The sequence below is a fragment of the Arthrobacter sp. FW306-1B-F12A genome (assembly GCF_058781865.1).
Window position 1 is genome coordinate 35,321 of sequence record NZ_JBYSXD010000011.1, and the last position, 26,579, is coordinate 61,899.

Annotated in this window: 32 protein-coding genes; 18 read left to right on the forward strand and 14 right to left on the reverse strand. The window is 64.3% G+C overall.

Going from position 1 to position 26,579, the window contains the following annotated elements:
* The 3 genes from AC3WJU_RS07875 to AC3WJU_RS07885 all read right to left on the reverse strand — a co-directional run.
* The coding region (locus AC3WJU_RS07875; RefSeq protein ID WP_492259586.1) for a dihydroxyacetone kinase family protein at nt 1-1,232 on the reverse strand (1,232 nt) is incomplete at its 3' end.
* Nucleotides 1,233-1,265: 33 nt separating this feature from the next.
* Nucleotides 1,266-2,042 (reverse strand): SDR family NAD(P)-dependent oxidoreductase, encoded by a 777-nt coding sequence (locus AC3WJU_RS07880; protein WP_284989908.1) that lies wholly within the window; start codon nt 2,040-2,042, stop codon nt 1,266-1,268.
* Between the two features lie 29 nt (nt 2,043-2,071).
* Nucleotides 2,072-2,896: a sugar phosphate isomerase/epimerase family protein gene (locus AC3WJU_RS07885; RefSeq protein ID WP_492259587.1), complete on the reverse strand. Its 825-nt coding sequence runs from the start codon at nt 2,894-2,896 to the stop codon at nt 2,072-2,074.
* Between the two features lie 193 nt (nt 2,897-3,089).
* Here AC3WJU_RS07885 and AC3WJU_RS07890 point away from each other — a divergent pair, with 193 nt between their 5' ends.
* The 7 genes from AC3WJU_RS07890 to AC3WJU_RS07920 all read left to right on the forward strand — a co-directional run bounded on the left by AC3WJU_RS07890 (nt 3,090) and on the right by AC3WJU_RS07920 (nt 9,248).
* Nucleotides 3,090-4,427: an MFS transporter gene (locus AC3WJU_RS07890; RefSeq protein ID WP_059389415.1), complete on the forward strand. Its 1,338-nt coding sequence runs from the start codon at nt 3,090-3,092 to the stop codon at nt 4,425-4,427.
* A gap of 50 nt (nt 4,428-4,477) precedes the next feature.
* Entirely contained in the window at nt 4,478-5,341 is an 864-nt protein-coding gene (locus AC3WJU_RS07895; protein ID WP_253257432.1) for a transketolase, read from the forward strand.
* Entirely contained in the window at nt 5,338-6,360 is a 1,023-nt protein-coding gene (locus AC3WJU_RS07900; RefSeq protein ID WP_284989912.1) for a transketolase family protein, read from the forward strand. Before AC3WJU_RS07895 ends, AC3WJU_RS07900 begins: the two co-directional genes overlap by 4 nt.
* Before the next feature lie 124 nt (nt 6,361-6,484).
* Entirely contained in the window at nt 6,485-7,144 is a 660-nt protein-coding gene (locus AC3WJU_RS07905) for a GntR family transcriptional regulator (RefSeq protein WP_284989965.1), read from the forward strand.
* Between the two features lie 76 nt (nt 7,145-7,220).
* Nucleotides 7,221-7,427, forward strand: coding sequence for an antitoxin MazE family protein (locus AC3WJU_RS07910; RefSeq protein WP_059389418.1), 207 nt, complete (start codon nt 7,221-7,223; stop codon nt 7,425-7,427).
* Nucleotides 7,424-7,750: a type II toxin-antitoxin system PemK/MazF family toxin gene (locus AC3WJU_RS07915; RefSeq protein WP_284989914.1), complete on the forward strand. Its 327-nt coding sequence runs from the start codon at nt 7,424-7,426 to the stop codon at nt 7,748-7,750. Before AC3WJU_RS07910 ends, AC3WJU_RS07915 begins: the two co-directional genes overlap by 4 nt.
* Before the next feature lie 97 nt (nt 7,751-7,847).
* Nucleotides 7,848-9,248, forward strand: a complete 1,401-nt coding sequence (locus AC3WJU_RS07920; RefSeq protein ID WP_492259588.1) for an MFS transporter — start codon at nt 7,848-7,850, stop codon at nt 9,246-9,248.
* A gap of 19 nt (nt 9,249-9,267) precedes the next feature.
* Here AC3WJU_RS07920 and AC3WJU_RS07925 read toward each other — a convergent pair whose 3' ends face one another.
* Nucleotides 9,268-11,658, reverse strand: coding sequence for an excinuclease ABC subunit UvrA (locus AC3WJU_RS07925; protein WP_284989917.1), 2,391 nt, complete (start codon nt 11,656-11,658; stop codon nt 9,268-9,270).
* Between the two features lie 55 nt (nt 11,659-11,713).
* Nucleotides 11,714-12,073: a VOC family protein gene (locus tag AC3WJU_RS07930; protein ID WP_492259589.1), complete on the reverse strand. Its 360-nt coding sequence runs from the start codon at nt 12,071-12,073 to the stop codon at nt 11,714-11,716.
* A gap of 214 nt (nt 12,074-12,287) precedes the next feature.
* On the opposite strand from AC3WJU_RS07930, the gene AC3WJU_RS07935 reads away from it, so the two are divergent.
* Nucleotides 12,288-12,719 carry a YybH family protein gene (locus AC3WJU_RS07935; protein ID WP_059389424.1) on the forward strand — a complete coding sequence of 144 codons (432 nt, stop codon included), beginning with the start codon at nt 12,288-12,290 and terminating at the stop codon, nt 12,717-12,719.
* Here the strand turns inward: AC3WJU_RS07935 and AC3WJU_RS07940 are convergent.
* Nucleotides 12,716-13,186: an NUDIX hydrolase gene (locus AC3WJU_RS07940; RefSeq protein ID WP_306961909.1), complete on the reverse strand. Its 471-nt coding sequence runs from the start codon at nt 13,184-13,186 to the stop codon at nt 12,716-12,718. The genes AC3WJU_RS07935 and AC3WJU_RS07940 overlap by 4 nt on opposite strands.
* Nucleotides 13,187-13,205: 19 nt before the next feature.
* Complete coding sequence (locus tag AC3WJU_RS07945) at nt 13,206-13,838, reverse strand: TetR family transcriptional regulator (protein ID WP_441437793.1); 633 nt, start codon at nt 13,836-13,838, stop codon at nt 13,206-13,208.
* An 82-nt stretch (nt 13,839-13,920) separates the two neighbouring features.
* Here AC3WJU_RS07945 and AC3WJU_RS07950 point away from each other — a divergent pair, with 82 nt between their 5' ends.
* A complete protein-coding gene (locus AC3WJU_RS07950; protein ID WP_306961905.1) occupies nt 13,921-14,700 on the forward strand; it encodes an SDR family NAD(P)-dependent oxidoreductase in 780 nt (259 codons plus the stop codon).
* 69 nt (nt 14,701-14,769) lie between these two features.
* Here AC3WJU_RS07950 and AC3WJU_RS07955 read toward each other — a convergent pair whose 3' ends face one another.
* Nucleotides 14,770-15,021: a DUF2630 family protein gene (locus AC3WJU_RS07955; RefSeq protein ID WP_059389430.1), complete on the reverse strand. Its 252-nt coding sequence runs from the start codon at nt 15,019-15,021 to the stop codon at nt 14,770-14,772.
* Between the two features lie 158 nt (nt 15,022-15,179).
* On the opposite strand from AC3WJU_RS07955, the gene AC3WJU_RS07960 reads away from it, so the two are divergent.
* Nucleotides 15,180-15,791 (forward strand): DnaJ family domain-containing protein, encoded by a 612-nt coding sequence (locus AC3WJU_RS07960; protein ID WP_284989927.1) that lies wholly within the window; start codon nt 15,180-15,182, stop codon nt 15,789-15,791.
* Between the two features lie 9 nt (nt 15,792-15,800).
* Here the strand turns inward: AC3WJU_RS07960 and AC3WJU_RS07965 are convergent, their stop codons facing one another.
* Together AC3WJU_RS07965 and AC3WJU_RS07970 are read right to left on the reverse strand one after the other, a co-directional pair.
* The gene (locus AC3WJU_RS07965; RefSeq protein ID WP_492259590.1) at nt 15,801-16,604 is read right to left on the reverse strand and encodes an SDR family NAD(P)-dependent oxidoreductase; all 804 of its coding nucleotides are present in this window, start codon (nt 16,602-16,604) and stop codon (nt 15,801-15,803) included.
* Complete coding sequence (locus AC3WJU_RS07970) at nt 16,601-17,347, reverse strand: hypothetical protein (protein WP_492259591.1); 747 nt, start codon at nt 17,345-17,347, stop codon at nt 16,601-16,603. The genes AC3WJU_RS07965 and AC3WJU_RS07970 overlap by 4 nt, the downstream gene beginning before the upstream one ends.
* Before the next feature lie 79 nt (nt 17,348-17,426).
* Here AC3WJU_RS07970 and AC3WJU_RS07975 point away from each other — a divergent pair, with 79 nt between their 5' ends.
* The gene (locus AC3WJU_RS07975) at nt 17,427-17,936 is read left to right on the forward strand and encodes a MarR family winged helix-turn-helix transcriptional regulator (protein ID WP_059389432.1); all 510 of its coding nucleotides are present in this window, start codon (nt 17,427-17,429) and stop codon (nt 17,934-17,936) included.
* Between the two features lie 141 nt (nt 17,937-18,077).
* Nucleotides 18,078-18,380 carry a DUF4193 domain-containing protein gene (locus tag AC3WJU_RS07980; RefSeq protein ID WP_059389433.1) on the forward strand — a complete coding sequence of 101 codons (303 nt, stop codon included), beginning with the start codon at nt 18,078-18,080 and terminating at the stop codon, nt 18,378-18,380.
* Nucleotides 18,381-18,434: 54 nt separating this feature from the next.
* Here the strand turns inward: AC3WJU_RS07980 and AC3WJU_RS07985 are convergent, their stop codons facing one another.
* Nucleotides 18,435-19,937 carry a CYTH and CHAD domain-containing protein gene (locus AC3WJU_RS07985; RefSeq protein ID WP_441437792.1) on the reverse strand — a complete coding sequence of 501 codons (1,503 nt, stop codon included), beginning with the start codon at nt 19,935-19,937 and terminating at the stop codon, nt 18,435-18,437.
* Between the two features lie 190 nt (nt 19,938-20,127).
* Between AC3WJU_RS07985 and AC3WJU_RS07990 the strand changes: the two genes are divergently transcribed.
* The 3 genes from AC3WJU_RS07990 (at nt 20,128) to AC3WJU_RS08000 (ending at nt 21,559) form a co-directional block, all read left to right on the forward strand.
* On the forward strand, nt 20,128-20,550 hold the full coding sequence (locus tag AC3WJU_RS07990) for a hypothetical protein (RefSeq protein ID WP_492259592.1): 423 nt from the start codon (nt 20,128-20,130) through the stop codon (nt 20,548-20,550).
* A 205-nt stretch (nt 20,551-20,755) separates the two neighbouring features.
* Complete coding sequence (locus AC3WJU_RS07995; RefSeq protein WP_307053902.1) at nt 20,756-21,025, forward strand: nuclear transport factor 2 family protein; 270 nt, start codon at nt 20,756-20,758, stop codon at nt 21,023-21,025.
* 234 nt (nt 21,026-21,259) lie between these two features.
* The gene (locus AC3WJU_RS08000; RefSeq protein WP_172465630.1) at nt 21,260-21,559 is read left to right on the forward strand and encodes a ribbon-helix-helix domain-containing protein; all 300 of its coding nucleotides are present in this window, start codon (nt 21,260-21,262) and stop codon (nt 21,557-21,559) included.
* A gap of 147 nt (nt 21,560-21,706) precedes the next feature.
* On the opposite strand, the gene AC3WJU_RS08005 is transcribed toward AC3WJU_RS08000, so the two are convergent.
* From AC3WJU_RS08005 to AC3WJU_RS08015, 3 genes are all read right to left on the reverse strand, one after another.
* On the reverse strand, nt 21,707-22,048 hold the full coding sequence (locus AC3WJU_RS08005) for a hypothetical protein (RefSeq protein ID WP_059389438.1): 342 nt from the start codon (nt 22,046-22,048) through the stop codon (nt 21,707-21,709).
* Nucleotides 22,049-22,221: 173 nt separating this feature from the next.
* Nucleotides 22,222-23,931: an alkaline phosphatase family protein gene (locus AC3WJU_RS08010; RefSeq protein ID WP_492259593.1), complete on the reverse strand. Its 1,710-nt coding sequence runs from the start codon at nt 23,929-23,931 to the stop codon at nt 22,222-22,224.
* 236 nt (nt 23,932-24,167) lie between these two features.
* A complete protein-coding gene (locus AC3WJU_RS08015) occupies nt 24,168-24,356 on the reverse strand; it encodes a hypothetical protein (RefSeq protein ID WP_492259594.1) in 189 nt (62 codons plus the stop codon).
* 206 nt (nt 24,357-24,562) lie between these two features.
* Between AC3WJU_RS08015 and AC3WJU_RS08020 the strand changes: the two genes are divergently transcribed.
* The 3 genes from AC3WJU_RS08020 (at nt 24,563) to AC3WJU_RS08030 (ending at nt 26,490) form a co-directional block, all read left to right on the forward strand.
* A complete protein-coding gene (locus AC3WJU_RS08020) occupies nt 24,563-25,180 on the forward strand; it encodes a type 2 periplasmic-binding domain-containing protein (protein WP_284989934.1) in 618 nt (205 codons plus the stop codon).
* Nucleotides 25,181-25,276: 96 nt separating this feature from the next.
* Entirely contained in the window at nt 25,277-25,894 is a 618-nt protein-coding gene (locus AC3WJU_RS08025) for a hypothetical protein (protein WP_492259595.1), read from the forward strand.
* Complete coding sequence (locus tag AC3WJU_RS08030; RefSeq protein WP_148667644.1) at nt 25,891-26,490, forward strand: hypothetical protein; 600 nt, start codon at nt 25,891-25,893, stop codon at nt 26,488-26,490. The genes AC3WJU_RS08025 and AC3WJU_RS08030 overlap by 4 nt, the downstream gene beginning before the upstream one ends.
* Nucleotides 26,491-26,579 lie beyond the last annotated feature (89 nt).

The following is a 26,579-nucleotide window of genomic DNA, read 5'->3' on the forward strand; positions in this document are numbered from 1 at the left end:
GCTGCCGCGGTTGCGGCGTCAATTCCGCGTACCATTCCGCGGCCGTGGTCGCCGTCGCCCGCTACCGCGTCCATGTCGCCGAGGCGCGATTCGGCGTCGTGCAGTGCTTTCCGCGCCGCCTCGAGCGCGTCCGCGCAGCTCGCGGCGTAGTTGCGCGAGTCCAGGGTGGCCGCGAAAGCGATAGCCTCAGCGCCGCCGTCGTACGCCTCCTCCGAAAGCAAACCGCCAGCAAGGGTGGCGTTGCCGCGCCGGTAAGCCGGTGTTTCAGCGGGTGCTGTCCACAGCGGTTCGAGTTCTTCGTCGAGCCACGTGATGGTGAGGGAGACGCCGGACATGTCCAGGCTCGTGACCAGTTCGCCGACCTCCGGCATGACCAAGGTGTAGCCGGCTGAGCGCAGCAACGGGGCCACGGTCAGCCACAGGACGAAGAGTTCTTCGTGCTTGGTGGAGCCAAGTCCGTTGAGGATGACGGCGAGGCGGTTGCCCGCTCCGTGCGGGGTTTCCGCCAGCAGCCGAGCGACGAGTTCCTGGCCGAGTTCCTTGGCCGGCGGGAGCTCGGTGTCGAACAATCCGGGCTCGCCGTGGATGCCCAGGCCGAGTCCCATCTGCTTGTCGTTCAGCGTGAACAGGGGCGCTTCGGCGCCGGGGAAGGTGCAGCCATGGAAGGCGCTGCCGATGGTGCGGGTCAGGTCATTGGCTTTGCGGCCCAAGCGCACGACGTCGGCCAGTCCGGCTCCCGCTTCGGCGGCGGCGCCCATGATCTTGAAGACCGTGAAGTCGCCCGCGATGCCGCGGCGTTTCGCGGATTCCGACGGCGGTGCGCTCGCGATGTCGTCCGTCACCAGCACGTTTTCCACGGCAATGCCTTCTGCAGCCAAGCGCTCGCTGGCCATGCCGAAGTTCAGGACGTCCCCGGCATAGTTGCCGTACGTGAACACCACGCCGGCCCCGGAATCCGCAGCCTTGGCCACGGAATAGGCCTGTTGGGCGGAAGGCGAGGTGAAGATGTTGCCCACGACGGCGCCGTCGGCCAGTCCCGCGCCGATGAGTCCGGCGAATGCCGGGTAGTGCCCGGACCCGCCGCCGGCCAGGACGGCCACCTTGGGCTGCTCGGGACGACGGCGGCGCACTGCGCCGCCGGGAACCTGGCGCACCAGGCCGGAGTGGAGGTCGCAGAAGCCGGCGAGGGCTTCGTCTGCGAAATCGGCGGGATCATTGAAGATTTTGGTCATCGTGGGCTCTTTCGGCTACGGATGTGGGGACTGCTAGTGGATGTGGCTTCCACCGTTGATGTCGATGGTGGTGCCTGTGAGGTAGGCGGATTCCTCGGAAGAGAGGAACGTGATGACGGCCGCGATTTCCTCGGTGGTGGCGTTGCGGCCCAGGGGAATCCCGGCGTTGATGGCGGCTTCCTGCTCGTCGGTGCTGCCGACGCGGATGTTCGTGTCCACGGCGCCCGGAGTAATGGCGTTCACGGTCACGCCGGTGGCGCCGATTTCGCGTGCCAAGGCCTTGGTGAAGCCGAGGATGGCGGCTTTTGCGGCGGAGTACGGGACCTTGCCGAAGACGCCGCCCCCGCGCTGGGCGGAGACGGAGGACATGTTCACGATGCGGCCCCAGCCGTTGGCGATCATGTCCGGCAGGAAGGCCTTGGTCACCAGGTAGGTGCCGGTGGCGTTGACGTCCATGATCTTGTGCCACAGTTCCAGCGTGGTTTCGAGGAACGGCACTGGCGAGGTGATGCCCGCGATGTTCGCGAGGGCGCCGACGGCGGGGAGGTTGCCTGCGCTGATCTCGGCGGCGACTGCGTTATACGCCGCGGTGACGGAAGCCTCGTTGGCGACGTCGATCTCGTAGCCGAACGCGGGGACGTTGAACTGGTTGCCGATTTCCGCCGCGACCTTGGCGGACTTCTCGCCGTCGAGGTCCAGGATCACGACGGCCCAGCCGTCATTGGCGTAGCGGCGTGCGGTGGTGATGCCGATTCCCCGGTCCGAGGTTGCCCCGGTGAGGACTGCGGTGCGCTGGATGGTGGTGGTCATGATGCTCCTTGAATTTGTTGGTGTGAAAGTCAGATGAGGTCTGTGATGAAGCTGGCGGCTTTGGCGGCCGCTGCCGGACGCTCGTCGTGGGTGACGTCGCGGGTTTCGAGCTCGAGCGAGAAATGGCCGCTGTAACCGGTGGCTGCGAGCGAGCTGAGTCCGGCGGCGAAGTCCGCCTGGCCGTTTCCGATGCTCAGGTTGATGTTGCCCGGAACGGCGTCCCGCAAGTGGACATGGGCTATCCGGCCCCGATGGCGTTCGATGTACTCCAGCGGATCTTCGCCCGCGGCGACAATGTGGCTGAAGTCCATGACAATCCCGACGCCGGAGCCCGCCAGCCGCGTGGCGAGCTGTTCTGCGCGGTCCAGGTTCCAGCAGAACCGGAGGAAGTGCAGCGATTCTGTCCAGAGTTCGACGCCGAACTCCGCCGCGCGCTGTCCGGCACCGACGAGTTGGGCTGCGATGGTGTCCAGGTCCTCGTCGAGGCCGCGGACGGGATCGTGGGACAACGCTCCGCACGGGAGGACCAAGGCCTTCGCCCCGGTGTTGGCCGTAAGGGTGAGGAGTGCGTCGAGGTGACTTTCGCGGGCGGCGCGCTGGCCGGCGTCGAGTACTGCGTTGAGGTCTCCTATATCGCCGTTGACCGAACGGACCCGCAACCCTGAGGCGACGACCTCCGCGGTCACGGCCGAGACGGCGTCGGAATCAAGCTCATAGGGAACGTGATCGCAGACGCCCGGCAGCGCGCCGAGGTCGATTTCCTCAAAGCCCAAACCGCCGATGGTGCGCAGGGCGGCGGGCAGATCCTGGTGCCGGAAGCTGATGGACGAGCAACCGAGTCGGGAGTTGAACATCTTTGTTTCCTCCAGTCGTGCCCGAAGGCAGTAGTGATGGGAACCACAGTAGCTAAGTTAACTGTTAACAGTCAACCCTTGAAGTTGACTGTTGACAGAAATGGATGATGCAGGTCACACTGGCGTATCATGTGTTAACAGTCGACAGTGCTGAAGCGCCTAGCCTCAGTCGCTCTTCGAAAGGGATTCACCAATGAGCAAAGAAGCTCTGACCATGCGCGGTCCGGTCCACGGCACCAAGGACGCCAGGCGCGTCGCCATCGGCTCCGGAGTGGGCGCGGTTATCGAAACCTATGACTTCATCGGATTCGGCACCGCGGCTGCCCTATACTTCGGAACGGCGTTCTTCCCCACGGGCGATCCCGTGACAGGCACCCTCGCCGCTTTCGCGACCCTCGGCGTCGGCTTCGCGGCCCGTCCCATCGGCGGCATCATCGGCGGCCACCTGGGCGACAAGCTGGGTCGCAAGCCGGTCCTCGTCGCTTCCCTCATCCTGATGGGCGTGGCCACCTTCCTGATCGGCCTGCTTCCCACCTACACCCAAGTGGGCCTGTTGGCTCCGGCACTGCTGGTGTTCGTCCGCATCGTCCAAGGCCTGGCCTTCGGAGCCGAATGGGGCGGAGCCATTCTGATGAGTTATGAGCACGCGCCCTGGAAGAAGAAGGGAAAGTACACCGGCATCGTCCAGGCCGGATTCCCGGTGGGCCTGCTGCTGGCCAACCTGGTCTTCCTTGTCAGCGTCCAGCTCGGCGGCGAACTCGCCTGGCGCATCCCGTTCCTCGCCAGCATCGTCTTGGTTGTCGTTGGCTTGATCATCCGCTCCAAGGTCCCGGAATCTCCCGTCTTCGACGAGGTCAAGGACAGCGGCGCAATCGTGAAGTCGCCCATCGTGGAGGTCCTGAAGACCGACTGGCGCAACATCGTCAAGGGCATCGGCCTCCGGATCGCCGAGACCGCAGGCTACGCCGTCTCCATCACGTACATGATTTCCTACCTGAACAGTCAGCATTTGGCCGATAAGACCCAGACGCTGGTGGCTCTCTGCATCGCTTCGGCCATCGGCATCTTCGCAACCCAGGCCTGGGCGCGGCTCACGGACAGGATCGGACGGCGCCCCGTCTACATCTGGTCCTGCGCCTTCGCCGTGCTGTTTGCCATCCCGATGTTCCTGCTGGTCAACACCGGTTTGTTCATCTTCATCATTGCCACGATCGCCGTCTCCTACGGTGTCTGCCAGAACTCGCTCGCCGGTGCCCAGGGCGCCTGGTTCCCCGAGCTTTTCCAGGCGAAGACCCGTGCCTCCGGCGCTTCACTGGCCTACCAGATCTCGGCCACCATCTCCGGCTTCACCCCCTTCATCACCACCCTGCTCTTCGTCGCCATGGGCTGGATGGGCCCGGCCGTGCTCTTCGGCCTGTACGCCGCGATCGGCCTCTGGGCTGCATTGGCTACCCGCGAAACCTGGGGCAAGAAGGAACGCCAGTTGGCCGATGAGGCCACCAAAAGCACTCCCCAGTCGGTGAATGTCTAATGACGGTGGCGCAGGAACAAAACACGGCAGGACGAATCGGAGAAACCGCGATGGAACGCATCGAACGCGTGCGCGCTGCCGCAACCCGGATCCGGCACCACGCCCTCAACATGGGCGAAGTCCAGGGGCAGGGCTACGTCGGACAGGCACTCGGTGCGGCGGACATGCTCGCCGCGGTCTACGCGGACCAGCTCCGCTACCGGGCCAATGATCCCGAGTGGGAGGGCCGGGACCGTTTCCTCCTTTCCACCGGCCATTACGCAATCGGCCACTATGCAGCCCTGGCGGAGGCCGGAATCATTCCTGTCGAGGAGCTCGAAAGCTACGGCTCGGACGATTCCCGCCTCCCCATGTCCGGGATGTCGACATACACGCCGGGCATGGAAATCTCGGGAGGGTCGCTTGGCCACGGGCTCTCCATCGCTGTCGGAATTGCCCTTGGCCTCCGGCACCGCGCTCCATCGGGAGAGGGCTCCAGCGCGAGGGTGTACAACTTCCTCTCCGACGGTGAGCTTGACGAAGGGTCCACGTGGGAAGCCGCCATGGGCGCGCACCACCACCAGTTGGGCAACCTGACCGCCATGGTGGACATCAACGCCCTGCAGGCGGATGGCAAGACGGACACCGTCCTCCGGACCGAACCCGTGACGGAGAAGTGGGAAGCCTTCGGTTGGTACACGCAGCGGGTGGACGGGAACGACGTCGGTGCGTTGCTGGCTGCGTTCGACAACGCGGCCGGCCAGGCCGCCGCCGTCGGGCGTCCTTCCGTCATCCTGTGTGACACGAAGGTGGGCCGCGGCGTGCCGCTGCTCGAAGAACGCGAAAAGGCGCACTTCATGCGCATCGAAGAACACGAATGGCAGCTCTGCCGCAAGCAATTGACCGCAGGATCCAACGGGAAGGCCGGCCGATGAGCACCGTCACCGCTTCGAAAGGCGCAGCTTTGAAAGGCGCAGCATCCAAGCTGAAAACGTCGGCCATGATCGCGTCCTTCGCCGACCCGGGCCAGAAGACTTCGTCGGCGCCTTTCGGCCACGCGTTGGTGAAGGCCGCCGAGGCCGACCCGCGAATCGTCGGACTCACCGCCGACCTCGGCAAATACACGGACATGCATATCTTTGCGAAGGCGTTCCCGGAGCGGTTTTTCCAGATGGGCATGGCCGAGCAGTTGCTCTTCGGTGCGGCGGCAGGCTTGGCGGAGACAGGTTTGATTCCGTTTGCCTCAACCTATTCTGTGTTCGCCGCGCGCCGGGCCTACGATTTCCTGTGCCTCGACATCGCCGAGCCGAACCTGAACGTGAACATCGTGGGCGGGCTCCCGGGCCTGACCACGGGCTACGGCCCCAGCCACCAGGCCACCGAGGACATGGCGATCTTCCGTGGCATGCCGAATCTGACCATCGTCGATCCGTGCGATTCCGTGGACATCGAACAGGCCGTGCCGCAGCTGGCAGCCAGCGACGGGCCTACGTACCTGCGCCTCCTCCGCGGCAACGTCCCCACCGTGCTGGACGAGTACGACTACACGTTCGAACTCGGCAAGGCGAAGGTGCTGCGCGGCGGAAACGACGTCGTGTTCGTCTCGAGCGGGCTCATGACCATGCGTGCGCTGCAGGCAGCGGAGGCGCTCGCCGCACACAAGGTGGATGTCGCCGTCGTGCACGCGCCCACCATCAAGCCGTTCGACGCCGCCACCGTCCTGGCGGAACTGAACACCGATCGCCTGGCGGTCACGCTGGAGAACCACAGCGTGGTGGGCGGCTTGTTCGAAACCGTGGCCTCGGCCGTGGTCACCGCCGGGCTGGGCAAGCGCGTGGTTCCCGTTGCACTTCCCGACGAGTTCCTCGACGCTGGCGCGCTGCCCACCCTGCACGAGCGCTACGGATTGTCCGTGCAACGGATCGTGGCAAAGGTCCTCGCGGAACTGGGCTGACCCGGTTCTTCAAAGGACGCAGGAGCGCGGAGCAGGCGTGGGCCGGTTCCGCGCTCCTGACGTAAGATCAACAGTTAACACACCGACTGTAAACAGTCGACCACTGACATTGAGGACGGACATGATGGCCGGAGCAACAGCACCCCTCCTGGGACTGGAAAAGAAGAGCCTCCGCGAGCAGGCGCTCTCTGCCCTGCGCACCGCCATCACGAGCGGCGAGCTGGCGCCCGGCCGGCACTTGGTGGAGACCGAGCTGTCGGACATGCTCCAGATCAGCCGCGGAACGCTCCGGGAAGCCCTGCGTCAACTCGAGCAGGAGGGTCTGCTGTCTGCAGGACCCCGCGGCCGGCTTTCCGTCCGGCACCTCGATGCCAAGGAAATCCGCGATATCTACTCCGTGCGGGCGGCCCTCGAGTCCCTTGCGGCGCGCACGCTCTGTGAGCTGCCGGACCGCCAACAGGTGATCACTTCGCTGCGTACCGCCATCGATGCCATGGCGGCCGCCGCCAAGGGAAGCCTCGAGGAACGGATCGAGTCCGATCTGGAATTCCACCGCACCATGTGCCGCCTCACCGGCAACGAGACCCTGCTCCATTCCTGGGAATCGCTGGAGGGATCCATCCGGATGTCCATCATGTTCGCCGGCCTTGAAAAGGGCGTCAAGAACATGAGCGTCGAGCGTCACCACGACATTGTGGCCGCCATCGAGACCGGCGACGTATCCCTGGCCCGCAAAACCATCCTTGAGCACATGGACAGCGCTGCCGCGGAGCTGGTGGCTTAGCGCTCGACGGCGGCACATCGAGTGAGGGCATCTCTGAACCTGTCGCCACAGCGGTGTTACATGTAACATGGATTCCATGGCAGTTCGAGATCGGGTCAGCGAGTACCGTAAGCGGATGCGCGAACACGGCTTCCGCCCAATCCAGGTGTGGGTACCGGACGTTCGGGCCGACGGTTTCGACGCCGAAGCACACCGGCAAGCCGCTGCCGCAGCAGCTGCTGATCGCCAGTCCGATGACCAGGAGTTCATCGAGGCTGTGTCAGCGCCTTGGGACGAAGAGTGAACCGTGGCGAACTCTGGACCGTGGCTGGCGGTGTCTACGCCTCCAAGCCGCGGCCAGCGCTTGTGATCCAGGATGACCGATTCGACGTCACCGATTCCGTCACGGTTCTTCCTCTGACAACAAACCTCATTGATGCACCCCTCCTTCGGGTCAGTGTCTCAGCCTCAGAGCTGTCCGGCTTGCGGCAGGAAAGCCACGTGATGATCGACAAGTTGACGACGGTCCGGCGTTCCAACGTGCAAAGCCGCGTCGGCCGTTTGACATCCGCACAGCTCGTAGAGATTGAAAGAGCTTTGCTGGTGTTCCTTGGACTTGCCGGTTAGCGCATCGCCGGGTGGCGGCACCTCCTTTGGGGGTCACTTCCAGTACCCCTCAAGACAGAGACTCCCTGATGTTCTCAACACGCTGTTTCCTTAAATCATGACTCGTCACGAAACCACGTTGCCGGCTCCGGTTCCTCCCTCGTCCATGGCCGATGCGCCCCGCGCACGGCTCACGCTCATGATTGCGTCGCTGGGATTTTTCCTGATCACCCTCGACATCCTGATCGTCAACGTCGCGCTCACCAGCATCGGCAAGGAACTCGGGGGCGGAACAGCCAGCCTGCAATGGGTCATCGACGGCTACACGCTGATGTTCGCTTCGCTACTGCTGTTCGCGGGTAACCTGTCGGACCGGATCGGCGCGAAAAGAGCGCTGGGATGGGGCATCGCACTGTTCCTGGTGGCGTCGGTCGCGTGCGCACTCGCGCCGACGTCGGAGATCCTCATTGCCGCCCGCTTCCTCCAAGGAGGTGCGGCATCGATCATGCTGCCGGCGTCGATGGCGCTGATTCGGCAGGCCTTTCCCGATCCCCGCCGTCGCGCACATGCGCTGGGGATCTGGGCAGTCGGCGGGGCAGTTGCAGGAGCCGTGGGACCGCTTGTCGGGGGCCTCCTCACCACGCTGGACTGGCGGCTCGTGTTCGGCATCAACCTTCCCGTGTGCATCGCGATGCTGGTGCTCCTGGCTTCCGTTGCCACGTCGCCCCGACGGCCGACTCCGTTCGACTGGGCAGGGCAGGCCGCGGCGATCGTTGCCCTGACCGCTTTGATGTACGGCCTCATCACGGGAGGAACCGAAGGCTTCGGCACGGTGCCCGTCATCGGGAGCCTGGTACTGGCAGCAGTAAGCCTCACGGCCTTCCTCTTGATTCAGGCGCGCGGCCGGCACCCGATGATGCCGCTTGAACTGTTTCGCTCCACCGGCATGAGAATCTCGCTCTCGGTGGGCTTCGCGTTCATGGTGGGCCACTTCGGCACGGTGTTTGTCGTCAGCCTTTTCCTCCAGCAGCACCTCGGGCTGACGCCACTTCAGGCCGGTTTCACGTTCCTTCCGTCCGCGGCGTTCAGCATCGTCGGCAACATCATCAGCGGAACCCTCTCGAACCGGTTCGGGACGCGGGTGCCGGTGGTTGTCGGATTGACGTCCATGGTGGTGGGACTCACCGCGATGCTTCTCACCGCGCCGTTGGGATCGCCGCTACTCGTCGGTGCCTTCCTGATTTTCACGGGTTCCGGCGGATCGATCGCGATGCCGCAGGTCACCGCCGTCGTGCTCGCGAGCGTGCCGAGCGAAAAGGCGGGCACGGCCAGCGCAGTCTTCAATACTTTCCGCCAAGTGGGCGGCGCCGTCGCCATCGCAGTCTTCGGCGCCCTCATCGCCGATCGCAGCAACTTCGTCCACGGGATGCAGGCCAGCTTCATCATCGCGGCGTCGCTGCTCCTCCTTACCGCGTTCGCCAGCCTCTTCCTCCATTCACCGGGCGCCGCCAAAAGCTAGGGAGTGCCCTCCCGCGAGCTCACCGGCCGATGTAGGCCGCCAAATGCTCGCCGGTGAGGGTGGAACGCCCTGCGATGAGGTCGGCGGGGGTGCCCTCGAAAACGATCTGTCCGCCGTCGTGACCAGCGCCGGGGCCAAGGTCGATAATCCAGTCGGCATGCGCCATGACCGCCTGGTGGTGCTCGATGACGATGACCGACTTCCCGGAGTCGACAAGCCGGTCCAGCAAGCCGAGCAGCTGTTCGACGTCGGCCAGGTGCAGACCCGAGGTGGGCTCGTCGAGAACCAGCACGCCGCCCTTTTCGCCCATGTGGGTGGCCAGCTTGATCCGCTGCCGCTCGCCGCCGGAAAGGGTGGTGAGCGGCTGGCCGAGGCTGAGGTATCCGAGTCCGACGTCGGCCAGCCGCTGCAGGATTGCGTGCGCTGCGGGGATCCTGGATTCGCCCGCGGAGAAGAACTCCTCGGCCTCTTTCACTGACATCGCCAACACCTCGGCGATGTTGCGGCCGCCGAGGCGGAATTCGAGCACCGACGCCTGGAACCTCTTGCCTTCGCATTCCTCGCACGGAGTGGAGACCGTGTCCATGAACCCGAGATCCGTGTAGATGACGCCCGCGCCGTTGCAGGTGGGGCATGCGCCCTCGGAGTTGGCACTGAACAGCGCAGGCTTCACGCCATTGGCCTTCGCGAACGCTTTCCGGATGGGCTCGAGCAGACCGGTGTACGTCGCGGGGTTGCTCCGCCGCGAACCCTTGATCGCCCCCTGGTCAATCGAAACGACGCCGTCCCGCTTGGACAACGAGCCGTGGATCAGCGAGCTCTTGCCGGATCCGGCGACGCCCGTGACGACAACCAGGACCCCGAGCGGAATGTCGATGTCGACGTCGCGCAGGTTGTTCTCGCTCGCGCCACGGATCTCCAGTGCGCCGGCGGATGCCCGCACCGTCTTCTTGAGGGTTGAGCGGTCCTCGAGGTGGCGCCCGGTCAGGGTGCCGCTGGAACGCAGCCCTTCGAGGGTGCCTTCAAAGACCACTTCGCCACCGGCGGTGCCCGCGCCGGGACCGAGGTCGACGACGTGGTCGGCGATCGCGATCGCCTCCGGTTTGTGCTCCACGACGAGTACGGTGTTGCCCTTGTCCCGCAGTTGCAGCAGCAGCTTGTTCATGCGCTGGATGTCGTGCGGGTGCAAGCCGATGGTGGGCTCGTCGAAGACGTAGGTGACATCGGTGAGCGAGGAGCCCAGGTGCCGGATCATCTTGGTGCGCTGTGCCTCACCGCCGGACAGCGTTCCGGCCGGCCGGTCGAGCGAGAGATAGCCGAGCCCGATCTCCGCGAAGGAGTCGAGGAGGTGCCGCAGTCCCTTGAGGAGTGGTGCCACGGAGGGTTCGTCGAGGCCGCGCACCCATTCGGCAAGGTCGCTGATCTGCATCGAGCAGGCGTCCGCAATGCTGATTCCCTTGATCTTGGACGAACGGGCCGCCTCGGTGAGCCGGGTTCCGTTGCAATCGGGACAGATCGTGAAGGTGATGGCCCGCTCCACGAAGGCGCGGATGTGTGGCTGCATTCCCTCCGGATCCTTGGAGAGCATGGACTTCTGGATCTTGGGAATCAGGCCCTCGTAGGTCAGGTTGATTCCCTCGACCTTGATCTTGGTGGGCTCCTTGTGGAGCAGGTCGTGGAGTTCCTTCTTGGTGTACTTGCTGATCGGCTTGTCCATGTCGAAAAAACCGGAGCCGCTGAAGATGCGCCCGAACCAGCCATCCATGCTGTAGCCCGGGATGGTGAGCGCGCCCCCGCTAAGTGACTTGCCGGCGTCGTACAGTGCGGTGAGGTCGAAGTCGGTGACCGAGCCCCGTCCTTCGCAACGCGGGCACATGCCGCCGGTGATGCTGAAACTCCGCCGCTCCTTCGTGGTGGTACCGCCGCGCTCGACAGTGACCGCGCCCGCGCCCGAGATCGAAGCGACGTTGAACGAGAACGCCTGGGGCGATCCGATGTGCGGCTGGCCGAGCCGGCTGAAGAGCATGCGCAGCATGGTGTTCGCATCCGTGGCGGTACCCACGGTGGAGCGGGGGTTCGCGCCCATCCGCTCCTGGTCGACGATGATCGCCGTCGTGAGCCCCTCGAGCAGGTCCACATCCGGCCGCGCCATGGTCGGCATGAACCCTTGCACGAAGGTGCTGTACGTCTCGTTGATCATGCGCTGCGACTCCGCGGCGATCGTGGCGAACACGAGGGAGCTCTTGCCCGAACCGGAGACGCCCGTGAACACCGTCAACCGACGCTTCGGCAGCTCGATGCTGATGTCCTTGAGGTTGTTTTCCCGTGCGCCCTGTACGCGAATCAGATCGTGGGTGTCGGCAGTATGAAGCTCAGGCGACTGGGTGTCCGTGCTCGTGGCCGTGCTCATCGTGTCTCCATCTTTTACGCGGGGTCGTCTTCGGTCTTCGTCGGCTATTGCTTGGCTAGTGAGGATCCTGAAGTAGCCCGAGGACATTGCCGTCCGGGTCGGTGACGGTGGCCACCAAACGGCCGCCCCCGACGTCGCGGGCTGCTTCCTTCAGCGTAGCGCCGGCGGCAGTCACCTCTGCCAGCTTTGCCTCGATGTCCGAAACGTGCCAGTAGGCGACGGGCGAGGTCATGGCTTGCGGTCCGCTTCCAGGGACGAGCCCGATGTGCTGGCCCGCGACGTCGAAGCCGACGTAATACGGTCCGTCGGCCTGCGGCGGCGTCCCGAGCAAAGCGGTGTACACCGCCTTCGCGGCGGCGAGGTCGGAAACGGGATGCAGCACGGTCTTGATTCCCTCGTTGGAAGAGTCGCTCATGATCACTCCTGAAGTCATTAGGGGACGAACCTGGCGTGGACGGTGTTGTCCATGACCGCCATTCTAGGCGCGGCCCGGGAGCGGCGCTTCTCCATTCCTGACCGGTCTTGTTGCGGGATATTCGTTGTATGGACATCCCCGGTGAGTGGTGCCACCATGGCCGAATACGGGGCCTTGGCGCCGCGCCAGGGCAAGAGCGTGGCTGGAGGAAGCAATGCCGGAATCCGATCTCGACCTGATGGTGGAGAAGTACCACCGAGCGCTCGATGCATTCATCAAGGGAGACCCGGAACACCAGAAGAAACTATTCTCGAAGCGCGACGACGTCACGCTCGCTAATCCTCTCGGCCCGCCTGCGCGGGGCCCGAGTGCAGTCGAGGCGACCATGGATCGGGCGTCTTCCGGGCTCAGGGAGGGCGAGCCGATCAGGTTCGAGCGAATCTCCGGCGATGCCGGGACGGAGCTTGCGTACATCGTCGAAATTGAATGGGCGCGGGCCAAAGTTGGCGGATCTGATGAGGTGTCCCCGATTCCCCTTCGGGTGACGACGATTTTCCGCCGGGAAGACGGTGAGTGGAAGGTCGTCCACCGGCACGCGGATCCCATTCTTTCCCCGCGGCCAATCGAGTCGCTCGTCCAGAGCTAGTGTGGCCCAAGGTGCCGGATCAACGCGTCGAGGATCGGCACCTGCCCGCTCACCAATTTGGTGCGGGCGACGGCTTCCGTGGCCCACATGGCGTCGTCAATCTCCGGATAGCTCCGGATGACACCTGATCCGCGCGGCCACTCAAGCTCGAACGTGTTGCTCACGATGTTCTCCGGTTCAAAATCCGACTCCGCCGTGAAAGCCGCAACGAGTTTGCCCGACGGTTGCCGGAAGATGCCCAGCTCGTGATAATCGACGGCCGGCGGGGGAGTGCCTATCTCCTCGGCGAATTCGCGCTTCGCGGCCATCAGGGGGTCCTCATCCTCGAGGTATTCGCCTTTGGGAATTGACCAGGCGCGTGCATCCTTGTGGGCCCAGAAGGGTCCGCCCATGTGGGCTATCCATACTTCCAATTCCGTAGTGGAGCTCCGGCGGAACAACAGAATGCCCGCGCTTCGAACTGTCATTTGCCCTCCCAGGCACAGGTTATCCGCCGGGCCGGGAAGCCGGAACCCGCAGTACGCCAACGGCCTCCGCCAGGTAAGGCCCCGGATCCGGATCCGTGCCGGCGGCCCATTGCATCCAGGCCTCGAACGTCGCCCCGAGATAGGCGGCGCACAGATAGCGTGCCGCGCTTTCGCGGACGCCGTGCGCAACGAGGTAAAGCCGTGCCCGGTCCCGTTGTGGAGCCAAGGCATCGTAGCTCCTGCTCGCCAGCTCCGGGTGCTCTGCGATCAGGCGCAGGCGCCCTCGCGTTACGGAAAGATCCGGGATCGCCGAAATTCCGGCGATGGCGGCCGCCCGCAGTCCTGCGAGGATACCGCCGTCGGACGCTCCGCCGTCGGACGGCTCCGCTGTGCGGGCGGCCTCCAGCACACGGCCCGAAGCTTCCACTACCGGTTCCATGCCGCCCCAGACGAGATCAGCCTTGCTGGGGAAGTAGCGGTACAGGCTCTTCCGCCCGATTCCCGCCTCGCGCGCGATGTCCTCCATTGACGTCCGCTCGTAGCCGTTCTCGGCAAAAAGCCGGAGCGCGACGCCGGCCACGGCGTCGGGATCAATCGTCGCCGGGCGTCCGGTGGAGCGCCCGATGACGGGCTTCGTATGGTCTGAGGGCATCTCTCCAGTATCCACTCTTACATAATGACACGGAGTGTCATAAAGTGGACGGAAAGCCACCAGCACCTTCAGGAGGAACAACATGGGCAACGAAACTCCATGGCAGGAAGCCGCCATCAATGGCCGTTTTGCCGGGAAGACAGTCATCGTCACCGGAGCTGGCTCGGGCATCGGCCAAGCTACGGCCCTGCGCATCGCGAAGGAAGGCGGCAGGGTCATCGCCGCCGACATCAGCAAGGAGCGCCTTGACGCCTTGGTGGAGGAAAACAGCGGCCTGGACCTGCTGCCCGTGGCCGGCGACATCTCAACCGAGGAGACCGTTGCCGCCGTCGTCGTCGCTGCCGGCGGCCGTGTGGATGCCCTCGCCAACATCGCCGGGATCATGGATAACTTCACCCCGATCCACGAAGTGGACGACGCCATGTGGGAGCGCGTTTTCCGGATCAACGTCACAGCCCTCATGCGCCTGACCCGCGCCGTGGTGCCCTTGATGTTGGAGGCCGGCACCGGCTCCGTGGTCAACGTCGCCTCCGAGGCCGGGCTGCGCGGCTCCGCCGCCGGCGCGAGCTACACGGCCTCGAAGCACGCCGTCGTCGGACTGACCAAGAACTCGGCCGTGATGTACGGGCCGAAGGGGCTTCGCTTCAACGCCGTTGCCCCCGGGCCAACCATCACCAACATCGAGGCAACGTGGGGCTCCCAATTGGCCGCCGAACGCCTCGGTCCGCTCATGCAGGCCACCGTCCCCACGCCGGCGACGGCCGCCCAGTTGGCGGCATCCATCACCTTCCTGCTCAGCGACGACGGCACCAACGTCAACGGCGCCATCCTCGCGTCCGACGGCGGCTGGTCGGCGCTGTAAGGCGGCTCTCTAGGCAAGACGACGACGGCGGGAGCGTCCCGCCGTCGTCGTCCTTCGTTTCCTGCGGCTTCAGCCCGTGTAGCCCTCCACCTGCTTTGGGGGCCGTGGCTTGGCCTCGTTCGGGTTCTCGCCGTATTGCCTCTTGGCCCGCCGCTGGCGCAGCAGGTCCCAGCTCTGATCCAGGTCCTGTTCGATGCGCTCGAGCCTTGCCCGGTCGGGGGCATGCGCAGGACCCGGCGGGGCCGCCTCTGCCTTCTCCCGGAGTTCCCGCTCCTCCTCCACAAGTGACTGGATGTGGTGCAGAATGCCCTGTTCGTCCATGGTTACCTCTTCCTGAACTAGCCGTTACCAGTCAGGTTAGTGAGCTGCGCTAGGCGTGAACAGAGGCGGTGTTTGTAAGTGCCATCCCGCCAATGTCCCATTTGCGGAATACTTGGACGCAGATCCAGGATTTCCGCAAGCGAAGGCGGTGATTAGCCGTGAACGGCGAAAACGGTGCGTTCAAGCGCCGGCTGGAGCGAGCCATGGAGCTGCGGAATGTCCGCGCCACCGGCATGACGGCCGGGGAAGAAGCGGAACTCGAGGCCGCCGACGACGAAGAGCGGCGGAAACGCAAGAAGGTGGACGACGCCGCTCGGGTGGAATACCTGATCCGCGACGCCATGGCGCAAGGGAAGTTCGACAATCTGAAGTACGCAGGCAAGCCGATACCAGGGCTGGGGGAGCGCTACGATCCCGATTGGTGGGTCAAAGGCCTCATCCAGCGCGAACATCTCAGCGGCCTCGGCCCAAAAGCCATTCTGCTCCGCACCGAGGATGCCGAATTGGATGCGAAGCTTGACGCCCTGTATTCGGAAAAGCAGGTGCGCGATCTGGTGGAGGACTTCAACGCCCGGGTCATTGACGCGCGGCGCCAGCTCCAGGGCGGTCCTCCAGTAATCACGAAAACCCGCGATATCGGCGTCGAGCTGGAACGCTGGCGCGAGCGCCGTGCTGCGGCTGCCGAGGCAACCGCGGCCCAGGAAGCCGTGAACCAGGAGCTTGTGGACACGCGCCCGTGGTGGCGCCGCATTTGGAGCGGCTCGGGGTAAGTGGGGACCTCAGCGATTTCTGCCGGTGTTGAACGCAGGCGTTCCGGCCAGCCGGCCGCCGTCGACTGCGAGCACGGTTCCAGTGACGAACGAGGACTGCTCCGAGCAGAGCCAGACGGCGGCAGCGGCAACCTCGGCCGTGGAGCCGATCCGCCCGAGCGGCACGGCGGCGGCCACCCGATCCTGGGCGGATTGGCCGGCCCCGGCCAGCCGCTCGGTGAGGATAGGGCCGGGAGCGATCGCGTTGACCCGGATCCCGTGCGAAGCGTAGTCGAGCGCGGCCACCCGGGTCAGGCCGCCGACGCCGAACTTGCTCGCCACGTAGCCGCTCATGCCGGCGACTCCTTGTTCGCCGGCCGTGGAGGACATGTTGACGATCGCTCCGCCGTTCCCGCTCGCCAGCATGAGCTCGATTTCGTATTTCAGGCAGAGGAACACTCCGCGCAAGTTGACTGAGATGGCGCTGTCGAACTCCGCGCTCGCCCATTCGGCCAGGGGCGCCGGCGTCCGCCCGCCGCCTGCGGCATTATTGACGGCGACGTCGAGCCGGCCGAAGCGGTCCAGGATCTGGGCCAGCAGCGTCTTCACCGAATCCTCATCGCCCACATCCACGGACATCGCTACCGCTTTCCCGCCACCCGAGCTAATGGCGGCGAGCTGCCGAGACAGTCGAGCGCTGTCGCGGGAGGCAAGGACGACGTCGGCACCGGCGCCGGCCAGCGCAGCCGCGATCTCCGCACCGATTCCCCGGCTCGCTCCGGTCGCAAGCGCGACCTTGCCTGACAGGGGACGGGTGGGATTCGCCGTCGTCATGGCGTTGTCCGGGTTGTCCGCGGCGTATGCGGCCGGGGCTCTTGGTTCGCGGCCGCCCGGTTGCGGGGGAGCAGGAAGCCTGCGGCAACCAGCCAGAGCAGCCCGCCGAAGCGTCCGAGCGGCAGAAGGAACTGAAGAGGCTCGATCGCCATCGACAGGAAGCTCAACTCTGACAGTGCGGCGACGACCAGGCCGGTCCAAGCCAACCAACGGGGCATGAAGCCAAGGATCAGGGCCGGGACGGCGATTCCCGCCATGAGGAGGCCGGTTCCGACGACGAAGCCGACCCCACCGGTTACGAATGCGAGGAACGTGAGTGCGTGCGTCAGCGTCACATCCGTGGTGATTTCCGGCCGGCTCAGCAACCAGGTCAGGGAGCCCGACACCATGAGGAAGATGGCCGCGCTGACTCCGCCAAAGAAGCTGATGGCCGGTCCGGGAACGCGTACGCCGAGCCGGAGCTGCCGGGCGTAGACGGTGGCCGCGTAGATCCCCAAGGGCACGGCAGAACCGAATTGGAGCATGCCGCCGACCCGCACCGCGGCGACGTTTTGCTGGAAGAAAGCGGCCACCTGTCCGGTTGAAGCAAAGGGCGAGACGAACGTTTGGCCGCCTGTCAGGATTGCGGACGTGATGAGGCTGGCGAGGAAGATGCCCAAGCTGACCAGGGCGAGAATGCCGGGGTGCGGGCCGCCTGACCTGGCTGGACGGCCGCCCTCGCCGGGAATCGAACGACTACTCATGGCTGAACCTTTCCTAATTGAATCACTACTGAAATAGTTCACCTATAGAATTATTCTGTCAAGCATGTATTCTGAATCCATGGACTTAGCCACACCGGGCCGGCCGAACCGGACCGCTTTTCTCTTGTCGCAGTTAGGCGCGGTCGCGTCGTCGCGCTTTGCCGACCGCACACGGGAGATCGGCCTCACGCCAAGCGACGCCGGCGTCATCCGCCTGCTCGGACGCGCCCCCGGGTTGAGCCAGCGCTCCCTCGCGGACAGGCTCGGCGCCGTCCCCAGCCGGGTGGTTTCACTCATCGACTCGCTGCAGGAGCGCGGCCTTGTTGAGAGGATCCGCAGCAGTACGGACCGGCGGAACTATGAACTGCACCTCACGGACGCCGGCAAACGCGTGTTGCGTGAACTGCGAGGTATCGCGGAACAGCATGAAGCGGAGCTTCTGGCCCCGCTGACAACGGAGCAGATTGGCCAGCTTGACGTGCTTCTCGCGCAACTCGCCAGCGGCCACGGGCTGGACAAGGACCTCCACCGCGATGTCGGCCGCCAGGCCGGAAGCGATGCCGGATCCGACGGCGTACGCAAGGCCTGATCGGGCGCCCGGGTCCCGTGCCGCCGTCGGGAGCTCTCATGACGATCGGGCCACGATTTTTGCCACTATGTGGGGAATAGCAGCTGAATGGTGTATGTTGCACATTCGCCAGCAAATATACAAGAGAAGAGATAACCCCAGGTGGCAACCGATTACGACGAACTCCGCTCCGACGTCGCGGAATCCCAAAGCACGTCACTCCAGGCCCTGCAGTCTGCCAATGCTCCGGACGCCCGCAGCGTTGTTCGGGAGCTGGACGAGGCCGATGCTTTTGAAGGCAATGAGGTGCCAGGCGGCGAATTCGTAGCCGAGGAACTCATCATTGCAGTCGTTCCCCAGAAGGAAGACGAGTTCACCTGCTACTCGTGTTTCCTCGTCCGTCACCGCTCCCAGATTGCCCGTGAAAAGAACGGCCACGCGTACTGCGTGGAGTGCGAAGGCTGAGCCTCTGAGGCCCAGCCCCGTGCCGCTTAGCCGCCTTTCCCGCAGTTGCGTTCATCACAGGGAATTCAGGCGCTTCTTGGCGAGCTTTTCATAGCGGGCCCCGGAGTCCGCTGCTCGCTGCTCTTCGGCAGCGAGCAAGGGAGCGAATGGTGAGTTGTCCTCCACCGATCCGTCGGTATCGCTTGCGAGCCGGAGCAGTATTGAGCGGCTGACAACGCTGTCCTGGTGCTCTCCCAGGACCTTCTGGATCTTCTGGGCATTCCGTGCCAGCTTCACGGCGGGTTTCTTGTGGACGTCCGCCAGTGCTTCGGCCGCATGGCGCAGCCGTTTCGCGTCTTTGCGGACCTGATGCAATGCCCTGTCGCCTTCGACGCCGGTTTGCCCTGCGGCTGCCTTCTGGGACCGGCGCAGCCGCTTGATCGCCCTACCGGCCAGCTTGGCCGTGACGGGACGGGCCTTCTTCCCGGCGCGAGGCTTCGTGGGAGGCTCGTCGCGGAATTCCTCAAGTGACTCCAGGAGCCGGAAATAGCGTTTCGTTCCTAGAGAGCGGAGCATGTTGCGATACCCGGAGTTGAAGGCTGTCTCAAGTTCGTCATTGATCCTGCTGGCAGCTGAAGCGGGCACTAGGCCGTCGGGTTGCTCATTCATCAGTTCCCCGATCCGGTCGCGCAGCACCTCGGCATCCCGGGCCTTGCCCAGGACCTTGCCCAGCCATTTCAGTTCGGTCTTGAGCTGATCCGCGGCGTCGGCGTCGAAGAGCTTGCCGTAGGCGGACAAAGTTGAGCGGAGCCTCCGCGTAGCCGAGCGCATGCCGTGAACGGCGTCGTCGGCGCCTTGCCGGACTCCGGAGTCCAGTTGGGTGATTTCAGCTATCTGCGCGGCGATGTAGGAAACTATTGCATCCCCGGCAGAGCCCTTCGGACGGGCTTTGGGCGGCGCCGGTACCGCAGCTGGCCAGGACGTTCCGAATGCGCGGGCCAGCTTGGACGCGTGCCCCGATGGGGTTGCGCCGGCCCCGGACAAGACGCGGTCCGCGCTCTCAAACAGGGCTTCATCGCCGTGCACCAGCTCGATTTCCCATTCCCGCCATTGCCTCTCCAATTGAGTTGGGTGCAAGGTCTCGGCGGTCACGTGGTCATCCACGAAGTCGGCCAGGGTGACGTCCTCGCTTCCGTGTAGCCGGTGAAGAGTGCGGCGGGTGTGGATCCGGGCCACAGGCCTGAGCTCATCGCCGCGGGTGAACACAAGGAGCCTCTCCGCGAGTTCCTCGGGGACAATCTCGGGCTGACCCAGCGGCGCATGGATCTCCACGCGATTGTCCCGCTCGGCCGGCAGTTTCAGGTGCCAGCCTGAATCGGTGCCGCCGGTGCGGCGCCGCAAGGTGATGCGGTGCTTGGCAAGGATGAGGCCTTCGGTGTCGAAGTAGACGGCTTCGAGCTGATGATCTGCAGGGTCTGCGACCTGTTCGACGCCGGCAATGTCCTCGAACGCGGGAAGAGGCGTTTCCAGGTCAGCGTCGTACTTGCGTTCTGTTTCCACGGATTCCTGGGTCGACATTCCGTTTCCCGTCCTTCTCGTAGTTGCTCGCGCCTATAGGCATCCTCCCACCAGGCCTTCTGCAGGGAAAGACCAGGCGAAGGGATCTCATCGGGTCCCTTGCGGGCGCATCGATCTGGGGAAGAATGTGGGGCATGACTTCGACGCCGAGCCTTGGTCCGTTCGTCCATGATTTCTTCGGGGACGCCTCGTGAGCGCGTTCGTGCTGGTGAACGCAATGATTCCCAACCCGGGTGAGACCCCTGGAACATGGTGGGACAACACCGGCTGGGAAGACGCACGCAAGCGTGCCGCCGCGGCCGGCGGTTACGGCAAAGAGTTCGATGTGAACGAGTACTTCATCCATGACGTTTCACCGGAGGTCGCGGCCGAGGGAAAACCGCACCAGCGGCCCGAGGCAAACGCAGTCTTCGCGTCGAGCTGCGACTTCGTGGAGTGGCCGGCCGTGCCCATCAGGGTGCTCAGCGGCGCGGGGGACCGGTTCTTCCCGCTCGAGTTCCAGCAGAGGGTCGCGCGGGATCGCCTCGGGCTCGAGCCGGATGTGCTGCCCGGCGGGCATCTCCTTGGGCTGTCGAATCCGGTTGGGGTGGGCGACTACCTCTTGCACCGCTGAGCTTTTATCACTCCGGGCGTCCGATTCCCTAGACCGGAATCGACGCAAGCCCTAAGATCACTCTGACGGCACCAGCCCTGGCTGATCGATGTCCGTCGCGGTCTCACCCTTTAGCGTGAGCGCCGGGTCCGTTCCGCGACTCCTGGGTCTTCGAACGGGCCCGGTCGACCTCCGCTGGGACCATCTATCCAGGGGAGGCCTTCCTATGAGTGAAGCCAACAAGGAACTGGTACGGCGCCACTTCCAGGAAATCTGGAACCAGAGACAACTGGACGTTTGTGAGCAAATCATGGCCGATTCATACGTCGAGCACGCCCAGGCTCCTTTCGGGACGACCGAGCCGGGCGCCGTCGTCGGACCCCAAGCGATGCGCGCGACCGTACAGTGGCTACTTGCCCAGTTTCCCGACATGACCATGACGCATGTCCGCGCGTCAATCGCACTGGTTCAGGATCGAGGACGGCAAGCTGGCTGAGCATTGGGCCACTCGCGATGACCTCACCGCAATGCTCCAACTTGGCGTCGTCAGGCAGCTTGGTCCGCCTAAAATCGTGACGATCATCCAGCGAATAGCAGGGCGCAGAAGCGGGACATGACCCAACGCCCTCGCTGCGTTCGACGCAACCTCGCGATAGTTAGAGAGTAATTACTCGTAGAGGGTGACTGCGGCCTTCCAACGGAGGATGCTTGATTGTTGGGAGGGAAAATCATGACACGAGATGTGACTCATTTCGAGCGACTTTCGGCGTGGACCGAAAACGACATGAAGCCAGCCGTCGGCAAGTTGTTGCGCGGTGAGGGTTTGCCTGCCGAAGCCCGGGAAAGCAACCATCCCTCGCCCCTGGATTTCCAGATCCCTGAGGAACTGGACCGTGCCTTGGAGTCGGCTTCGCAAACGCTCAGCCTCACGCCCAGCGAGATCCTGCGCGAGGCCCTGTCCGAATGGCTGGGGAGCCACGGACAGCCAGCCACGGGCCACCATCCGTTCGGGAAGCACACCGCGCTTTAACGTGCGCTGGGCTGCGGGTTGCGGAGCTGCAGCTGTTACTGGTGGCTGCCCTGAACGGCGTCTCCGTGCCGCGCAGAGCGGAAGGGCGAGGCCGCCCGAGGACTGGGCGGCCATGCCCAGTCCTCGGGGAGGTAATGCAAACTGTCTTTAGCCGCCGCAATACTTGCTGTAATTGGTACCCGCGTTCTGGTAATCGTTCTTCATGGCATTGAGCTTCGCGGTATCCGGGTTGTCCTTCGAGGACTCGTCCAGGTAGTCCACAAGCGTCTTCAGGGTGGGCTTCAGCTCATCCGAGGACACGGCTTCGATCGGGCGGAGCTGGTTGGCTACCCGGATGGTTCCCGTTTTGTCCGTGGTGTTCGTGGGGTTCGAGATGACGGTCTTGACCCTGCTGCAGGTGTCCGCGGTGCTCAGCTGCTGCGATGCCGAGCAGGCTGAAGCGGAGAGGAGGAGCCCGGCCGCGAGCAGGGTTGTGGTGATTTTCTTCATGGTTCCCTCAGTAGTTGCTGACGTTTGATTGTAAGCGGACGGGGCGTCGCGCCCAATGCAGGCTTAGCCAGCGGACCGGTCCATTTCGTCCAGCCCAGGGTCGGATGAGTACAAGGGAGGGGCCCCTCGGCCTTCCGGCCGTGGAACCCCTCCAATGATTTGAGCGCGCTGGATCAGCGCTGGGGGAGGGTTTTGGTCCCCTCGATCTGCACTGCCTGCAGCTTGTTCGGGTCCAAGCCAAGCGTCTTCAGGATGGTCGGCGCAATCTGCGTCGTCTCGACCGCGGTGGTCACGGTCCGGGCGTGTTCGTCGTTGGCGCCGGAGACCACGAGCGGCACATCGCGGTCGTCCGCACTGGCTCCGCCGTGTTCGGCGATCTTGGCCTTGCCGCCGGTGTAAACCACCCCGGTCTGCGCGATGCCGAGGATGTCCGGGTAGCGTGCATCGCTGGTTTGGGTGCCGAAGTAGTTTGCAACTTCGCTGCCCGCATAGACCTTGCTCAAGCCTGAGGTTGTCACGGTCTTGGCGGCGCCGTTGATGTCGTTACCGGCGGCAGGGTGCGCTGCCAGGTAGTCCTTGGCGAACTGCGCTGCGGCCTGCGAGTGGTCCGAAAGCCAGAGCTGCATGATGTCGTCGTCGGTGGAGAACGCCACGAGGTCTGCGGAGCCGGGGTGGGCCGACTTCCACGTTGCGTTCAGGCCGTCGATGATTGCGCTGTCAGGCACCCTCGTCAGCGTCGAAGCGTCCATCGGCGACTGCCCGTGCTTGGCAGAAAGGATCACCGTGGTGTCCTTTGCGTGGCCGGAGGCGGCAAGCGCGGACTCGAACTTACCGACAGAAGCGTTGACGAAGTCAAGGGCTTTGCTCAAGAGCGGCCCGGGAACGGTGCCGCCCTGGAGGTAACCGCCGGTGAGGCCGTCCGACGTCGGGAGCTTCTGGGCCGTCGACACGGCCTGGAAGTTCATCCCGAAGATTCCAGGTACTGCGGCCGTCTTGGTGCCGGAGTGGTCCTTGCCGTCGATTTCGTTCAGCACGGCCTGGACCTTGTAGCCGTCGTACTGCTGGGTTGCGGCGTTGTCCTTGGTCCAGTCGCCATTGAAGGGAGCGGGGGCGATGCTGTTGATCTCAGGGGTGAACAGGTCATCCAGGCCCTTGCCTGAAGGGCCGTTCAGGATCTCGTAGGCGGGGTGCTTGTCCGACCACGCCGTGGTGAGGCCGGCGCTCTTCGCCACCTCGAAGACCGTGTTCACCTTCAGGTACTGGTGCGGATAGACCGGCTTGCACGTCGCCGGGTCAACCGGGAGGGTGGCCGGGTCGAGGAGTGCGCCGGGCTGCCCCGTCATGTTCAGGATGCTGGCCGGAAGCCCGGCCAGGCCTTGGCCGGCGTCGAGGGCGTTCTGGTTCCTGTCCGCGGCTTCGGTGAAGGCCACTTCGGCGCCGGGCGCCGTGTTCTTGCAGTCCGTCGTGCCGGCCGGCAGGAGCGCCCTGTTGAACGTGTCGTCATAGTAGACGCCGGTGGTCCCGGGATTTCCGCCGGTCAGCTGGCCCACCATACCGGGGAAGGAGTCCGAAGGCACGGGAGTCTGGGCGTGCGTGTAGCTGGTGCCGTGGTTGACCAGCGACGCCAGTGCCGACGTCGGGTGGTTCTGCACGTACAAATCCAGGTCCTTTTGGTGGAGGCCGTCCACCGAAAGCAGCAGGACGTGCTTCGATGTTTCGCCCTGGCCGCCCTGGCCCTTGCTGTCTGATCCTTGCTGGCCCTGGACATCCTGGCCGCCGCGTGAAGCGTCGTCGGCCATCGCCGGCGCCACCGCGGATCCGGCCATCAGTATGGCGCCCAGAACCGCTGCTGTGGCAAGCCCGTTTTTCTTGGCTGTCTTCATCAAAATAAGATCCTTCGCTTTTGCGTTCTTATCGATCGAGAATGCGTCCCCGGATGATTCTTGTTGCGGGGAAGGGATCCGTCCCGCCGATTGGGCCCCGCTGCTGAAACGTTCATGACAGGTTCAATTGCGGGTAGCCGAACTCTTCCGAAACTCACAGGAAATCTGCGTACCCCGGGGGTGCGGATGGGGGTACGCCGGCTTCTGTCATCGGTACGGCCCCGAGAAAGACGTCGTTAGGGGCGGCCACCCAGCCAGTGGGCGGCAAAGTACCTCTGGACCCGATATCGTGGCAATCGCCGTGCATCAGTGGGCCTGGCTTCGTCCGCAGCGAGCAATTCTGCCAGCGCGAAGGCGAGAACTTCGGCGCTGAACCGGCTCCGCTCTTCGGAGGAGTTTTCAACGGAGTTTGAGACCGTCGACACTCAATGATCCCTCTCGGCACCACCTAATTTGCCCCTTTTTGCCACTCAATTGCGGGGAAACACCACTCAGTGGCCCAATTGCGACCTTAGTTTCTTGTTGGTTGCACACCGCGCGCCGGTGTTCAAGGGAATGTACCTGTCCCTTGCCGATGCAGTCACTCGCACTGTCGGCGAACCCGCCGACAACCTCGTGAAAGGAACTCCTCTTGACTACCAAACTTCGCTCCGGTCGTAAGCGTGCCCTGCTAACCGGCGGTTCGCTGCTGGGCGTCACCGCGCTGCTGACGGCTGCTGCGTTCACCGACTTCGCCAACCTGAACATTGGCAACGGATCCGCTGATTCCGGCGTTGGCGGCAACAACCGCTTCAACATCCAGGTGGTTGGAACGGACACCGCCGGCCTGCCTGTTCCGGGCACATGGCAGGAAGCAAACACTGCCGCAGGTGTGAACGTCAAGGTTCCCGGCGCGGACCTGATCACCCCGGGCGACACCGTGTCCGTGTCGATTCCCTTCCGCAATGAGAGCCCCGCCCTCGGTGCAGCAATCACCTTCGGGTTGCAGGACCGCGCTGGCTACACCTCCAGCCCCGCATTGGTTAGCGCCCTCCGCTACAGCGTCACCTTGGACGGCAAGGCAATCGCTACCAACGTCAAGCAGGCCGACGTGACCGCCCTCGACCTGGGCACCTACACCGCCGGGAAGGAAGGCGTCCTCGGCGTCAGCATCAACCTCCCCGACCAGGGTAGTGCAGCTGCCAACAACGCACTGCAGGGCCAGGTCTCCTACGTCCAGGCCCACTTCGACGCCTCCTCCGTCAAGTAGTCGGAACGACAACAGGTGGGGGCCTTCGGGTCCCCACCTGCACTTGGCCTACGGGGCCTCAATGAACGGAGCGCTCGGACCCATGAAGGACACAGTATGAGGACTCAACGCCGCGGGCGGGTGCGGCTATTACTCGCAACCGGATCTCTGGTTGCGGCGGGTACGCTGATCACCGCCGCCTCATTTACCGACAGCGCTGACGTTGACGTCGCACTGGACGGATCCCGCAATACTTTTGACATTGTGGCCGCAGGGAAAGCTGATCCCTCATGGCTGCCGACGCCCGCAGATTGGGACCAAGCCAACCCGCGAGGATTGCGCATCATCCTGACCGGAGATAACAGCGGGTACACCATGGCCCCGGGCAGTGTCCTGGATTTGAGGATCGCGGCGAAGAACAACAGCCCTCGCCTGTCCAGCCTCATTGGCCTGCGCATCCTCGACCCGCTTCCACGCGGCGCTGAGAAAAATCCGCAGACCGGCACCTACCTGGAACTCTTCGACCAGCTGGTTTTCACAGTTTCGGATGGTGGCAAGGTTCTCCTTGACCACGTCCCTGCAGGGCAGTTGACGGCAATCACCTGGCCTGATCCATTGCGTGTCGGCGAATACAAGCTTCTCGATGTTCGGGTCGAACTTCCGGACACGGTGGACAACCGATGGCAGATGGCCGCAACAGATATCCAGTTCAACTTTGAGGCGGTGAACCCATGACCAGGAGGACGGTGAAGCGTGACGGATGGAAGCGGCTGACCCTTGGGCTCGTGGCAGGCGTGCTGGTTCTCGGCGCCGGCACCACTGCGGCCGCCTTTACGGACTTCGCCCGCGTGAACCTGGGGACGGGCATCGCTGGTTCAGGGCTCGGCAATCCGAATCGCTTCGACATTGCGGTAAGGGACAGCACGGGAGTGCTTCGCGATGCTGATACGCCGGAGACGGCCGTTGTCCTGCCGCTGTCAGCGGGAACGGTCTTCTCTGAAAGCAAACCTGTTGAGTTCGATGTATCGGTAACGAACCGAAAACCAGGGGTGAACGGCAATTTGACGGTTTCCCTGTACGATCCAGACCCACAAAGCGGTGATCTGTTCGGCACGCTGCTTTTCACGGTCTACCTCGACGGCGCAGCAACGCCCGCGATCGCAAACGCCACCGCACAGCAGGTCAACCAGGCTGGCCTCACGTTCCAGGACGTCGCTCCGGGTGAACAGCGTGCTGTCCGCGTATCAGCGGTCCTGGCGCCCAACAGTGGGGCACAGGCGAGCGGAAAATCCACCCAACTTGGCGTACTGACCAACGGAGAAAGCAAATGATCGCGCCCCGTAGCATCCGCGCGCTGATCGCGGTGATTGCCGCGGTCTTCCTTGGACTTGTGCAGTCTGCCGGCGCCTCGGCTGTGGCA